The sequence below is a fragment of the Streptomyces sp. NPDC042336 genome, from assembly GCF_055581985.1.
The window spans coordinates 69,911-82,766 of sequence record NZ_JBVJEA010000011.1 but is presented as its reverse complement, the minus strand read 5'-3'; the positions used below and the strand labels follow the sequence as shown (position 1 = coordinate 82,766).

Genomic DNA, 12,856 nt, shown 5'->3' with positions numbered 1-12,856 from the left:
GGGCCTAGGATTGGAAGGAACTTCTAGAAAATTATTCTAGAAAACGGGAAATGAGAGCGCGCCTGCCCATGAGCCCCAAACAACACCGCGGCGAGGTCACCTCCGGCCTCCTCCTGGACGCCGCCCTGCGTGTGTACACCGATGCGGGAGAACAGGGGCTGACGGTCAGCGCCGTGACCAGGGCGAGCGGCGTCAGCCTGGGGAGCCTCTACCACCACTTCGGCAGCATCGACGGGCTCGTCAACGCGCTGCTGACACGCTGGCTCGGACGGCTGCTGGAGCAGCTGGCCGAAGCGGTGGCGCGCTCGCACGACGCGCGGACCGGCGTCCGCGCACTGGTCTGCGCCTACCTGGCCTTCGTCCAGGAGCATCCCGACGTGAGCCGCCTCCTGCACTCCTCCCGAGCGGACCAGGTGGGCATGTCACAGGGGAAGGAACTCCGCGACGTCCAGGAGGCCAGGATGCCGCCGCTCACCTCCTGGGTGATGCGGCACGTCCAGCGGGGCGAGATCGCGGCGCTGCCCCCCGCCCTGCTGGAGTCCCTCATCCTGGGCCCCGTCGTCGGGGTCAGCCGCCGCTGGCTGACCGTCGGGGACGTCGACCTGGACGAGGCCGCGCGGGTTCTGCCGGAGCGGATCTGGCGGTCGATCGGCGCGGACGGGGCGTAGGGCGGCGGGGCCGTCCCCCGAGGGAGCTACGGGTAGGTGTCCACCGCGGGGTGACGATCCGGGGCCGGTGGATCCATAGAGTCTTCATCAGTCGCCGAGCACCACAGGACGACAGAGAGAACTCCCCCCAACACCGCTTCCCCACCCCACCCTTGCCTGCTGGAGGCCCCCCATGTTCCGCACCCTCGCCAAGGCGACCGCCGCGATCGCCGTCGTCTGCACCGTGGCCGGCGCGGGACTCGTCCTGAACGAGGAATACGGCAAGGACGACTCCGACGCGAAGGACACCACGGCTTCCGCGGGAGCCTCCTTCACCGGCACGAAGAAGATGGACGTCGACGGCCGCACGGTCAACGTCTCCTGCTCCGGCCACTCGGACGCGGACCGGCCGCTGGTGATGCTGATGCCCGGCGGCGGCGAGGGCCTGGACAACATGGCCGCCCTGCAGAAGTCCCTCAGCAAGACGGACCGGGTCTGCTCCTACGACCGACTCGGGGAGGGCAGGAGCGACAAGCCCGCCCCCGGCACCCCGCAGACGGTCGACGACGCCGGCGGCCTGCTCACCAAGCTCCTCGACGACCTCGCCGGTGACCGCCCCGTCGTCCTGGCCGGACACTCCCTGGGCGGTTACATCGCCGCCCGCTACACCCCCGACCACACCGACCGCGTCAAGGGCCTGGTCCTCCTGGACGCCACCGTCCCCCACCTCACCCGTGACATGAAGCGCACCATCCCCGCCGACGCCACCGGCGCGGCGACCCAGGTCCGGGACGGCGCGCTCGCGGCCAACGAGGGCCAGAACCCGGAGCAGTTCGTCATCGCCGACGGCCCGGTCCGCTCCGCCGGGGACATCCCCGTCGAGATCCTCAGGCACGAGTCGCAGTACGCCGAGGTCCCGGACTACGGTCCCGCCCTGGAGAAGATGTGGGCCGAGGGCCAGCAGGAGTGGCAGCAGCTCTCCACCGACGCGAAGCTCACCACCGCCGAGAGCAGCGGCCACTACATCCACACCGACCGCCCCGACCTCGCCCTCAAGACGGTCCAGGACGTCACCGACCGCGCCGCCGAGGCCCGCTGACCACCCGCCGGACACCGGCCCCACAGACCGGCCCTGGGCCGTGGCTTCCCCCGCCACGGCCCAGGGCCTCCTCCCGTCAGACCCTCAGCCGGGTGCCGACGATCGCGGCCAGGTCCGGGGCGAGGCGCAGTTCCGTGGTGTGCAGGGCCGGGTGCTCCAGCCAGTGCAGCCGGGGACGGTCCGGGGCGCCGTCGAAGCGGGGCGGCCAGGTGGTGGCGGGGGTGAAGTCGTCGACCACCAGGGTGCCGCCGACGGTGAGGAGACGGACCGGGTCGGCGGCGCCGTCGCCCTTCGCCTGGCCTCCGCCGTCCAGCACCAGCAGGCCGTACGGGCCGCGTTCCCCGACGCGTCGCCAGTCTCCGTGGAGGATCTCGACCCCCGGGTGCTCCCGGAAGACCCGCCTGGCGACACGGACCCGCTCCGCATCCCGCTCGACGCCGACCAGCCGGGTCCCCGGGCGGGCGCCGGAGGCCGGCCAGGCCAGGCCGACGCCGCAGCCCGTGCCCGTCTCGGCGATGGCGTGCGGTGCCCCCGCGGCCAGCAGGCGGAGCAGGCGGCCCTGTTCGGGACGGCACGAGTGGGCGAAGCCGTGCGCCCGCGCCGCCGCCACGGCCCGGGCGACCAGTCCCGGCAGGGTGCCGTCGTCGTCCCGGTAGGCGTCCGTCCCCTGAAGCGACATGGCCCGCATTATGGCTCTGCGGCCCCCGCATAGGCTGCGCCGGGTGAGCAACGGCGAGCGGCGGCCGCGTACCGTCGACCTGGCCCGTGCGGCCGGGCTGTCGACGCAGCAGGTCCGCAACTACGAGGACGCCGGTGTGCTGCCCCCGGCCGGGCGGACCGACGCCGGCTACCGGATCTTCGGCGAGCGGCACCGGGACGCGCTGCTGACGTACCGGGCGTTGCGGCCGGGGTACGGGGCGGTGACGGCGACGCGGGTCATGCGGGCGGTGCACGACGGGGACGTGGCCGCCGCCCTCGCCCTGGTGGACGCCGCGCACGCCGCGCTGCACGAGGAGCGGATGTCACTGCGGGCCGCCGGCGAGGCGCTGGAGGCGCTGGCAGGGCGGGAGACCGCCGCCCCGGAGCCCCGTACCGACGCCGGGCCGCACGGGCCGCACATGCTGCGCATCGGCGAGGTGGCCGCGCTGATCGGCGTACGGACGTCCGCGCTGCGGGTGTGGGAGGAGGCGGGGCTGCTCGTGCCCGGGCGGGAACGCGGCACCGGGTACCGGCTGTACGGGCCCGCAGACGTGCGGGACGCTCGGGTGGTGCGGGCGCTGCGCCGCAGTCACCACCTCTTCGACCGGATCCGGCCCGTGCTGGAGGACCTGCGGCGGGAGGGCGGCAGCGAGGCGCTGCGGGCGGCGGTCGAGGCGCGCGGACAGGCCCTCACCGCGCGGACACGGTCGATGCTGGCGGGTGCGGGCGCCCTGCACGCGTATCTGGAGTGACGGGCGAGGCGTGAAGGGCGCCGGTGGGAAGGGTGAAGGACGGCCGGGCGCCGGGGCGTATCGGCGTTCGAGAGACCATCCGTTCCGTTGAACACTGCCGACACACCAGGTGCGCGGTCGCGGAGACGGCATTCCCTTGGTCGGGTCTGTACATCTGCGAACGGAGACCCCTCGTGCGAATGACCGACATCCAGCGCTGCGAGATCCGGCCCGGGCGCCTCGTCGAGTGGACGCTCAGTCCCGCGACGCTCGACATCGCGGCGGCGCTGCCCGAGGACGCGCGACCGCCCGCGTACATCCAGGAGTCGCACATCCGGACGGCCCGGTCGGTGCGCGAGGACGGCCTGTTCGTGCCGACCTGGCTCGGCGCGGCCTTCGACCTCCCGGGCCCGGTCGACCTCGACGTGCTCCAGGAGGCGCTGCGCGCCTGGACCCTGCGGCACGAGACGCTGCGCAGCGGGTTCCGGTGGAGCGGCGAGGGCGGGGACACGATGCGCCGGTTCACGCTCGACGCGGACGCCGTGGCCCTGCACCGCGAGGACGTGGGGGACTTCCCGGACGCGGCAGAGCTGGCCCGGCACCTCCAGGACCGCTTCGACCGCGTCGCGGACGCGCTGCGCTGGCCCAACCTCATCTACACGGCGGTCGTCCGCGACGACGGCGTCAGCGTCTACATGGCCTTCGACCACAGCAACGTCGACGCGTACTCCATCTACCGCATCCCCGCCGAGGTCGGCGAGCTGTACGCCGCGGGCGTCGCGGGACGGACCGTGCCGCGGCCCAGGGTCGGCTCCTACGTCGACTTCTGCGAGGCCGAGCGGGCGCAGGCGGACCGCATCGACGGCGACCACGACATCGTCGCCCGCTGGCGGGAGTTCATCCGTCGCTGCGACGGGCGGCTGCCGTCCTTCCCCGTCGACCTCGGCGTCCGGCCCGGCGGCCCGCTGCCCGAACAGCGGATGCTGCGCGAGCCGTTGGTGGACGCGGCCGACGCCGCCGCGTTCGAGGCGTACTGCCGTCCCTACGGCGGCAGCCTGGTCGGTGTCCTGGCCGCGACCGCGCTGATCGTCCACGAGATCGGCGGCGAACCGGTCTACCGCACCGTCGTGCCCTTCCACACCCGGTCGCGGTCCCAGTGGACGGAGTCCGTCGGCTGGTACGTGGGCGGGGCGCCGATCGAGATCCCGGTGGAACGGGCCCACGACTTCCCCGCCGCCCTGCGCACCGTCCGCGCCGAACTCCAGGCCAACCGGCGGCTGTCCCGCATGCCGATCGACCGGGTGCTGCGCCTGCTCGGCACGGACTTCCGGCCGACCTCACCCGACCTGTACTCGATCGTGTCGTACGTCGACGCCCGTGACGTCCCCGGCGCGGCCCACTGGCCGGACCAGTCGGCGTACGCGCTGCTCCGGGTCTCGTACGGCGACCAGGTGTGCGCCTGGGTGACCCGGCTCCCGGAGGGCCTGTGGTTCGCCAGCCGCTACCCGGACACCGACGTCGCCCACAAGAACCTGCGGCTGTACGTCGAGCGCCTGCGGGACATCGTCACGGGCGTCGGTCAGAAGCCGACCGACTGAAGGGCGCCGAGGCCCACGTCCGCGTAGGAGTGCTTGCCGGAGACGAAGATGTTGACGCCGTAGTAGTTGAACAGCCAGCAGCCGAAGGCGACCAGGGCCAGGTAGGCGGCCTTGCGGCCCTTCCAGCCGGCGGTGGCGCGGGCGTGCAGGTAGCAGGCGTAGGCGACCCAGGTGATGAAGGACCAGGTCTCCTTGGGGTCCCAGCCCCAGTAGCGGCCCCAGGCGTCGCCCGCCCAGATGGCGCCCGCGATGATCGTGAAGGTCCACAGCGGGAAGACGGCCGCGTTGACGCGGTAGGCGAACTTGTCGAGGGAGGCCGCGGCGGGCAGCCGGTCCAGGACCGAGCTGGCGAAGCGGCCGGGCGTGCCGCCGGAGGCGAGCTTGCTCTCGAAGCTGTCCTTGAAGAGGTACAGGATCGTGGAGACCGCGCCGACGTAGAAGACCGCACCGCAGAAGATCGCCGTGGAGACGTGGATGTACAGCCAGTACGAGTGCAGGGCCGGGACGAGTTGGTCGCTGGCGGTGTAGAGGACCGTGACGGCGAGGCCGAGGTCGAGCAGGACCGTGGTGGTCAGCGGCAGGCCCAGCCAGCGGACGTTCTTCTTCAGGGCGAGCAGCGCCAGGTACACGCCGACGGCGACCGTCGTGAACGTGATGTTGAACTCGTACATGTTGCCCCACGGCGCCCGCTCCACCGACAGGGCGCGGGTGAGGACGCCGCCCGCCTCGATGGCGAAGGCGAGCACCGTGAGCGAGATGGCGACCCGTCCGTACAGGTCGCCCTTCTCGGTGCCGCCGTGCGCGCCGGGACCGTCGGGCACGTCGCGGGTACCGGTCGCGGACCGCACGACGACCGCGGGGCGCTCCAGTACGGCGGTGCCGCCGGCCTTCTTCACCATGACGGCCGGACCGGACTCGGCACCGGCCCTGGCTCCGGCCGTGCCGTCGGTGAGCGCGGCGGCGGTGCGGCCGACCTTGCTGCGGCTGCCGAAGAGCCACTCGGCGATGTACGCGAAGAAGGCCAGCGTGTAGACGGCCATCGAGGAGTAGATCAGCGTGTTGCTGACGTTCGCAAGATGCTCGTTGGTCGCGGCGGCCAACTCGGTTGCGGCGGCGAGAGTCACTTCTCAGCCCCTTCGGCAGGTACGACGTGGGTGTCGGGGGAATCGGGGGTGTCGTCGTTCTCTGGGGTGTCGGGCCCGGCGGATTCGTCGGGCACGGCGGGTGCCCGGTCGTACAGGACCCCGGCGAGCTCGCCCAGCTCCTCGGGGACCTTCGCGGACTCGCTGCGGCCGAGGCCGGCCATCTCCACGACGGTGACGCCGTCGGCGCCGCGCACGGCCCGCACCCAGACCCGGCGGCGCTGGATGAACAGGGAGCCGGCCAGGCCGAGGATGGCGACGACCGCGCCGCCGAGGGCCCAGCCGCTGCCGGGCTGCTCCGTGACCTGGAAGCCGGCCCACTCCTTGACGCCGTTGAAGGTGACCGAACCGGCGCCGTTCGGGAGGGTCATGGTGTCGCCGACCTTGAGCTGCTGCTTGAACAGCTTGCCGTCGGAGCCCTTGAACTCCTCCAGGTTGGTCTTGTCGAGCTGGTAGACGCTCTGCGGGATGCCCGCGTCGACGCCGAGGTCCCCGTGGTAGGCGGAGAGCGCGAGCATCGGGTTGAGCAGCGCCGGGAAGGTGGAGAGCATCGTGCTGCCCTTGCCGCCGTAGGTCGGCAGGAAGAACGCGTTGAAGCCGAGCTGCTCCTTCTCCCCCTTGGCGTTGCGGTAGCCGTCCATGACCTTGACGGCGCCGGAGGAGGTGACGTTGCCGTCCAGCGGCAGCAGGGCCACGGCCTGCTTGTCCATCACCACGTCGCCCTTGGCGTCCTTGACGGTGAGGACGGGGGCGTAGCCGTGGCTGACCAGGTACACCTTGGAGCCGTCGATGTGCAGCGGCTTGTTGACCTCGACGGTCTTCGACTTCTCGGCGCCGTCGGCACCCTCGTTGTAGGTGACCTTGGCCTCGTAGACGCGCGGGGTGCCGCGGTTGGGGCCGGTCGCCTCGTAGGTGCCGTGGAAGTCCTTCAGGGTGAAGCTGAAGGGGGCCAGGTCGTGGTCCGCGTCGAAGAGGTTCCCGGACTTGAAGTCGTCGTACTGGGTGAGGGTGTTGGAGAAGCCGTCGCCCTCCAGGACCAGCTTGTTGCCCTCGTACTTGAACAGCTGGCCCCAGGCGAAGGCGGTCAGCAGCACGATCAGCGCGATGTGGAAGGCGAGGTTGCCGACCTCCCGCAGGTAGCCCTTCTCGGCCGCGACGGCGTCCCCGGCGGCGTCCGCGCGGAAGTGGCGCCTCTTCAGCAGCTTCAGCGCGGCCTCGCGGACGTCCTCGGGCTGGGCGCCGGTGCGCCAGGTGGTGTAGGCGGGCAGCCGGTCCAGGCGCCGGGGGGCGCGGGGCGGGCGGCCGCGGAGCTGGCCGACGAACTGCCAGGTGCGCGGGACGATGCAGCCGATGAGGGAGACGAACAGCAGGATGTAGATCGCGGAGAACCACACCGAGCTGTAGACGTGGAAGAGGCCGAGCTTGTCGTAGACCGGCGCCAGGATGTCGTGGTTCCGGCGGAACTCCTCGACCTTCATGGCGTCGATGCCGTCCTGCGGGATCAGCGACCCCGGGATCGCGCCCAGCGACACCAGCAGGAGCAGGATCAGCGCGACGCGCATCGAGGTGAGCTGGCGCCAGAACCAGCGGGCCCAGCCGATCACGCCGAGCGAGGGCAGGTTCGGGGCCTCTTCCGCGGGGGCGGTGGACAGCTGGGAGCCGGCGGCGCCGAGGTTTTGTTCCTCGTCGGTCGTCGGGGTCTTGCCCGTGGTGGTGTTGCTCATCGGTCAGATCCCTACAGTGAAGCCGTTGGACCAGGTCTGCATGTCCTGCACGATGCTGTCCCACGCGCCGGTCAGCAGCAGCACGCCGGTCGCGATCATCATGGCCCCGCCGATCCGCATCACCCAGACATAGTGGCGCTTGATCCAGCCGAAGGCGCCGAGCGCCTTGCGGAAGGCGATCGCGGCGAGCACGAAGGGCACGCCGAGGCCGACGCAGTACGCGACGGTCAGTATGGCGCCGCGGCCGGCGGTGCCCTGGTCGGCGGAGAGCGCGAGGACGGACGCGAGGGTCGGACCGATGCAGGGCGTCCAGCCGATGCCGAACAGCGCGCCCAGCAGCGGCGCGCCGACCAGGCCGGTCACGGGGCGCTTGTGGAAGCGGAACTCGCGCTGGGTGAACCAGGGCATGAGCCCGACGAAGAAGACGCCCATGAGGATCATGAGCACGCCGAGCACCTTGGTCAGGGTGCCGCGTTCCTCCTGGAGCGTGGAGCCGAAGTAGCCGAAGAGCGCACCGCTGGAGACGAAGACGGCGGTGAAGCCGAGGACGAAGAGGGAGGCTCCGGCGACCATCCGGCCGCGCCGGGCCTCGCCGAGGTCCGTGCCGGTGACGCCGGTCACGTAGGACAGGTAGCCGGGGACGAGCGGCAGGACGCAGGGCGAGAAGAAGGAGACCAGGCCGCCGAGCAGCGCGATGGGGAGGGCCACGAGGAGGGCGCCGTTCAGCACCGTGCCGTTGTAGCCCTCGGCGGCGAGGGTGGTCACTGCGGACACGTCACTTCTCCGGCTGGAGGTACGGGGCGAGCATCTTGCGCAGCTTCTCCTCGCTGAGCGCCTGGAGGGTGCGCGCGGCGACCTTGCCCTCCCGGTCGATGACGAGGGTGGAGGGGACGGCCTGCGGGTTGAGGGTGCCCTTCTCGAAGCGGAGCATCAGCCTGCCCGCCGGGTCGTACAGGCTCGGGTAGGTGACGCCGTAGTCCTTCTCGAAGGCACGGGCCGGGCCGGTGGAGGTGTCGCGGGTGTTGATGCCGACGAACTGGACGCCCTGGTCCTTGACGTCCTGGTACACCTTCTCGAAGTTCTTGGCCTCGGCGCGGCAGGGCGGGCACCACGAGCCCCAGACGTTGAGGACGACGACCTTGCCCCGGTAGTCGGCGACGTCGACCTGCCCGCCGTCGACGGTCTTGCCGGACAGCTCGGGGGCGTCGGCGCGCTCGCCCTTCTTGGCGGTGGCGATGCCGTCCGAGCCGGTGATGAAGCCCGTCTGGCCGCCGCCGCCCGAGGTGCCGCCGGAGCTGCACGCGGACACGAGCAGCGCCACGGCGGCCGCGCCGACGGCGGCCCGGGCCGCCCGGCTACGGACCCGGACGCGGGCGTCGGCCGTGCGGTCGGCGGTGCGGTTCGTGCGGTTCGAGCGCAGGGGGGCGCGGCTGGCGGCACTCATGTGAAAAGTTTCGCATGTCCGTTCCGAGGATCTTGCGCACCCCCCTCGCGGGCTCGAACCCGCATTTCAGGGGGTGTTTCAGGCGCCGTTGGCGGGTGCGCCCGAGGTGGCCGGGGTCTCCTTGAGGAAGGCGTTCCAGCCGCCGGCCGGCCGCTGCCCCACCTCGACCGTACGCAGCTTGGCGAGCACCTCCGGCTTCTGCACGTCCAGCCAGTCGGTGAACTGGCGGAAGGAGACCAGCCGGATGTCCTCGCCCTTCTCCTTCTCCCGCGCGATGTGCTTGAGGGCGTTCTCGACGGCGTCCATGTAGATGCCGCCGTTCCACTCCTCGAAGTGGTTGCCTATGAAGAAGGGCGCCCGGTTCGTCTCGTACGCCCGCTTGAAGCCTGATATGTACGCCTTCGTGGCCTGTTCGCGCCAGCCCGGGTAGTTGTGCGCGGGGGCCTTGGTGGAGTTGACCGACTGGTTGGCGAGGATGTTGTAGTCCATCGAGAGGACCTCGAAGGAGTGGCCGGGGAACGGTATCTGCTGCAGCGGCAGGTCCCAGATCCCGTCCTTCTTCACCGGCCAGACCTGACGGCCGCCGGGCGAGGAGGCGTCGTAGCGCCAGCCCAGCTCGCGGGCGGTGGGCAGCAGGTTGTCCTGGCCGAGCAGACAGGGCGTGCGGCCGCCGACGAGTTCCTTGTCGTAGTCGAAGGGCAGCGCCGGCAGGTCGGTCCAGCCGCTGTTGGTCCTCCACTCCTTGACGAAGGACTTCGCCTGGGCGATCTCGCTGCGCCACTGCGCGGACGTCCAGTTGCCGACGCTTCCGCCGCCGCCGCAGAAGTGGCCGTTGAAGTGGGTGCCGATCTCGTGCCCGTCCAGCCAGGCCCGGCGGACGTTCTTCAGCGTCGCCTTGATGTGCTCGTCGGTGAGGTAGCCGATGTCGGAGGCGCCGCGCGGGTTGTTCGGCGGGTCGTAGAGGCGCTTCTTCGACTCGGGCAGCAGGTACAGGCCCGAGAGGAAGAAGGTCATGTGCGCGCCGTGCTCCTGGGCGAGGTCCAGGAAGCGCGGGAAGAGCCCGTTGCCGACCTCCCCCGCCCCGTCCCAGGAGAAGACGACGAACTGCGGGGGCGTCTGACCGGGCTCCAGCGGCACCGGGGTGTCCGGCTGGTGCGGCTGCTTGCCGGTGAACGACGTGGAACCGTCACCGATGGGCTTCGCCGGGGCCTCACTGCTGCCGGAGGGCGACGGTTTCCCGGCGTCGCCGGCCTGGTGCGAGCCGTCCGACGAAGGGTGGGAACCGGTGCCGCAGCCCGCGAGCCCGACCGCCGCCGCGGCCCCCGCGCCGAGTCCGAGTATCCCCCTGCGGGTGAGAGTGCGGTTGGAAGTGCGCATCGCAACCTCGTTCGTCGCGTCCTTGGTGGTCACTGGGTGAGAGGACGCGACGAACGAGCGGGTTCCGGAAATTTGTGCGGATTGGGTAACAGCGGGCCCACAGGAACGGTTCCGCAGGACCGGACCGGACCGGACCGGACCGGGGCGGGGCGGGGCGGGGCGGGGCAGGGCAGGACGAGGCTGGGCGACCGTCAGACCCTCAGGCGCTCAGGCCCCGTACGCCTTCCCCTGCCCCTTCACGGGCTTGGCCCCCGCGAGGAGGTGCGCCGGGACGAGGTCGCGGGCGGGCTCGGTGTAGCCGACGGAGACGATCCGGTCGCCCCGGTAGGTGAACGTCGTCAGGGACGCCAGCGTGCACTGCCGCTTGCGCGGGTCGTGCCACAGCCGCCGCCGCTCGACGTACGACCGCAGGATCCAGATCGGCAGCTGGTGGCTGACGACCACGGCCTCGTGCCCGCGTGCCCGGTCCCGTGCGGCGTCGATCGCGCCCTTCATCCGCACGACCTGGTCGACGTACGGCTCGCCCCAGGACGGCTTGAAGGGGTTGACCACGTGCTTCCAGTTGGCGGGCCGGCGCAGGGCGCCGTCGCCGATGCCGAAGGTCTTGCCCTGGAAGACGTTCTCCGCCTCGATGAGGCGTGCGTCCGTGTCGAGGTCGAGCCCGTGCGTCTTGGCGATCGGTGTCGCCGTCTCCTGCGCCCGCTCCAGCGGCGAGGCGACGACGTACGTCACATCGCGGGGCGCGAGGTGCTCGGCGACCCGCTCGGCCATGCGCCGGCCCAGCTCGGAGAGGTGGTAGCCGGGGAGCCGTCCGTAGAGGACGCCGGTGGGGTTCTCTACCTCGCCGTGCCGCATGACGTGGACGACGGTCAGCTCGTCGTCGCGGTTCTCGTGGTTCTGGTTCGTGTCGCTCATGCCGTCGCCTCCGCGGCCGCGCGGGCCGCCGCCGGGAGGGCGTCGGCGATGCGCTGGACGGCCCGCTCGTCGTGGGCGGTGGACACGAACCAGGACTCGAAGGAGGACGGCGGCAGGTAGACGCCGCCGGCGAGGAGGGAGTGGAAGAAGGCGGTGAACCGGAAGGACTCCTGCGTCTTGGCGTCCTCGTAGTTGCGCACGGGCCGGTCGGTGAAGAACACGGAGAACATGTTGGAGGCGGTCTGCACCGTGTGCGCGACGCCCTCCTTGGCGAGCGCCTCGGTCACCAGCGACTGGATCCGCGCGGACACGGCGTTGACGGTGTCGTACGCGGCGTCGTCCAGGAGCCGCAGCTGGGCGAGGCCGGCGGCGGTGGCGACCGGGTTCCCGGAGAGGGTGCCGGCCTGGTAGACGGGCCCGGCCGGGGCGAGGTGCGCCATGACGTCGGCGCGCCCGCCGAACGCGGCGGCGGGGAACCCGCCCCCCATCACCTTCCCGAAGGTCATGAGGTCGGGCACGACCCCTTCGACCCCGTACCACCCGGCGCGGCTGGTACGGAACCCGGTCATGACCTCGTCGGAGACGAACAGCGCGCCGTTGGCCGCGCAGGCGTCCTTGAGGCCCTGGTTGAACCCGGGCAGCGGCGGCACGACGCCCATGTTGCCGGGCGACGCCTCCGTGATCACGCAGGCGATCTCGCCCGGGTGCGCGGCGAAGGCGGCGTGCACGGCCTCCAGGTCGTTGTACGGCAGCACGATCGTGTCGCTCGCCTGGGCGCCGGTGACACCGGGGGTGTCGGGCAGCGCGAAGGTGGCGACGCCGGAGCCCGCGGCGGCGAGGAGCGAGTCGACGTGGCCGTGGTAGCACCCGGCGAACTTGATCACCTTGGTGCGCTGAGTGAAGCCGCGGGCGAGCCGGATGGCCGACATGGTGGCCTCGGTCCCGCTGGAGACGAGCCGGACCTCCTCCAGCGGCGCGACCCGCTCGACCATCGCCTCGGCGAGCGCGACCTCGCCCTCGGCGGGCGTGCCGAAGGACGTACCGCGGGCCACGGCCTCCTGCACGGCGGCGATCACCTCGGGGTGCGCGTGCCCGAGGATCATCGGCCCCCAGGAGCACACGAGGTCGACGTACTCACGCCCGTCCGCGTCCGTCAGGTACGGCCCGGTGCCGGACACCATGAACCGGGGGGTGCCGCCGACGGCGCGGAAGGCGCGCACCGGGGAGTTCACGCCGCCGGGCGTGACGGCCGCCGCGCGGTCGAACAGAGCCTGCGAGGCCGGTGCTTCGTATGGATATGCCAGTTCGCTCATGACCTGCGACTTCTCCGACCTTCTCGACCTTCTCCGACGTATCGGACCCTGCGCGGCCCCAGGTTGCCCAGGGTGACTTCGACAAGGGTAGACAACCGCCCCGAACGCCGTGCCGTCTGCCAGACTGGAGCCCATCCACGCAGCTCACCGGGACGGCGCGGGCGCGG

12 protein-coding genes are annotated in these 12,856 nt (G+C 71.7%); 4 read left to right on the top strand and 8 right to left on the bottom strand.

Features of this window, described 5'->3' with window-relative positions:
* The first annotated feature begins 68 nt into the window (after positions 1 to 68).
* Together ACZ6IM_RS23675 and ACZ6IM_RS23670 are read left to right on the top strand one after the other, a co-directional pair.
* Positions 69 to 668: a TetR/AcrR family transcriptional regulator gene (locus ACZ6IM_RS23675; protein WP_052839391.1), complete on the top strand. Its 600-nt coding sequence runs from the start codon at positions 69 to 71 to the stop codon at positions 666 to 668.
* A 172-nt stretch (positions 669 to 840) separates the two neighbouring features.
* The gene (locus tag ACZ6IM_RS23670) at positions 841 to 1,746 is read left to right on the top strand and encodes an alpha/beta fold hydrolase (RefSeq protein WP_469558809.1); all 906 of its coding nucleotides are present in this window, start codon (positions 841 to 843) and stop codon (positions 1,744 to 1,746) included.
* 76 nt (positions 1,747 to 1,822) lie between these two features.
* On the opposite strand, the gene ACZ6IM_RS23665 is transcribed toward ACZ6IM_RS23670, so the two are convergent.
* Positions 1,823 to 2,425, bottom strand: coding sequence for an O-methyltransferase (locus ACZ6IM_RS23665; protein ID WP_052839585.1), 603 nt, complete (start codon positions 2,423 to 2,425; stop codon positions 1,823 to 1,825).
* 43 nt (positions 2,426 to 2,468) lie between these two features.
* On the opposite strand from ACZ6IM_RS23665, the gene ACZ6IM_RS23660 reads away from it, so the two are divergent.
* Together ACZ6IM_RS23660 and ACZ6IM_RS23655 are read left to right on the top strand one after the other, a co-directional pair.
* Positions 2,469 to 3,197 carry a TioE family transcriptional regulator gene (locus tag ACZ6IM_RS23660; RefSeq protein ID WP_469558805.1) on the top strand — a complete coding sequence of 243 codons (729 nt, stop codon included), beginning with the start codon at positions 2,469 to 2,471 and terminating at the stop codon, positions 3,195 to 3,197.
* Positions 3,198 to 3,370: 173 nt separating this feature from the next.
* Entirely contained in the window at positions 3,371 to 4,774 is a 1,404-nt protein-coding gene (locus tag ACZ6IM_RS23655) for a condensation domain-containing protein (RefSeq protein WP_052839388.1), read from the top strand.
* Here ACZ6IM_RS23655 and ccsB read toward each other — a convergent pair.
* The 7 genes from ccsB to hemL all read right to left on the bottom strand — a co-directional run bounded on the left by ccsB (position 4,756) and on the right by hemL (position 12,689).
* Positions 4,756 to 5,898 carry a c-type cytochrome biogenesis protein CcsB gene (ccsB, locus tag ACZ6IM_RS23650; RefSeq protein WP_469558801.1) on the bottom strand — a complete coding sequence of 381 codons (1,143 nt, stop codon included), beginning with the start codon at positions 5,896 to 5,898 and terminating at the stop codon, positions 4,756 to 4,758. The two genes, ACZ6IM_RS23655 and ccsB, sit on opposite strands and share 19 nt — an antisense overlap.
* Positions 5,895 to 7,640, bottom strand: a complete 1,746-nt coding sequence (gene resB / locus ACZ6IM_RS23645) for a cytochrome c biogenesis protein ResB (protein ID WP_469558798.1) — start codon at positions 7,638 to 7,640, stop codon at positions 5,895 to 5,897. The genes ccsB and resB overlap by 4 nt, the downstream gene beginning before the upstream one ends.
* A gap of 3 nt (positions 7,641 to 7,643) precedes the next feature.
* Complete coding sequence (locus ACZ6IM_RS23640; RefSeq protein ID WP_052839381.1) at positions 7,644 to 8,414, bottom strand: cytochrome c biogenesis CcdA family protein; 771 nt, start codon at positions 8,412 to 8,414, stop codon at positions 7,644 to 7,646.
* Position 8,415: 1 nt separating this feature from the next.
* A complete protein-coding gene (locus tag ACZ6IM_RS23635; RefSeq protein ID WP_052839379.1) occupies positions 8,416 to 9,084 on the bottom strand; it encodes a TlpA family protein disulfide reductase in 669 nt (222 codons plus the stop codon).
* Between the two features lie 78 nt (positions 9,085 to 9,162).
* Positions 9,163 to 10,461, bottom strand: coding sequence for a polysaccharide deacetylase family protein (locus ACZ6IM_RS23630; protein WP_052839583.1), 1,299 nt, complete (start codon positions 10,459 to 10,461; stop codon positions 9,163 to 9,165).
* A 207-nt stretch (positions 10,462 to 10,668) separates the two neighbouring features.
* Positions 10,669 to 11,376, bottom strand: a complete 708-nt coding sequence (locus ACZ6IM_RS23625) for a histidine phosphatase family protein (RefSeq protein ID WP_052839378.1) — start codon at positions 11,374 to 11,376, stop codon at positions 10,669 to 10,671.
* Positions 11,373 to 12,689, bottom strand: coding sequence for a glutamate-1-semialdehyde 2,1-aminomutase (gene hemL, locus ACZ6IM_RS23620; protein WP_052839376.1), 1,317 nt, complete (start codon positions 12,687 to 12,689; stop codon positions 11,373 to 11,375). The genes ACZ6IM_RS23625 and hemL overlap by 4 nt, the downstream gene beginning before the upstream one ends.
* Between the last annotated feature and the right edge of the window lie 167 nt (positions 12,690 to 12,856).

Bases quoted from the DNA above. Each gene is read 5' to 3' on its own strand.
- resB (WP_469558798.1), bottom strand. From the start codon at position 7,640: ATGAGCAACACCACCACGGGCAAGACCCCGACGACCGACGAGGAACAA.
- ACZ6IM_RS23670 (WP_469558809.1), top strand. From the start codon at position 841: ATGTTCCGCACCCTCGCCAAGGCGACCGCCGCGATCGCCGTCGTCTGC.
- hemL (WP_052839376.1), bottom strand. From the start codon at position 12,689: ATGAGCGAACTGGCATATCCATACGAAGCACCGGCCTCGCAGGCTCTG.
- ACZ6IM_RS23635 (WP_052839379.1), bottom strand. From the start codon at position 9,084: ATGAGTGCCGCCAGCCGCGCCCCCCTGCGCTCGAACCGCACGAACCGC.
- ACZ6IM_RS23675 (WP_052839391.1), top strand. From the start codon at position 69: ATGAGCCCCAAACAACACCGCGGCGAGGTCACCTCCGGCCTCCTCCTG.
- ACZ6IM_RS23630 (WP_052839583.1), bottom strand. From the start codon at position 10,461: ATGCGCACTTCCAACCGCACTCTCACCCGCAGGGGGATACTCGGACTC.
- ACZ6IM_RS23665 (WP_052839585.1), bottom strand. From the start codon at position 2,425: ATGTCGCTTCAGGGGACGGACGCCTACCGGGACGACGACGGCACCCTG.
- ACZ6IM_RS23625 (WP_052839378.1), bottom strand. From the start codon at position 11,376: ATGAGCGACACGAACCAGAACCACGAGAACCGCGACGACGAGCTGACC.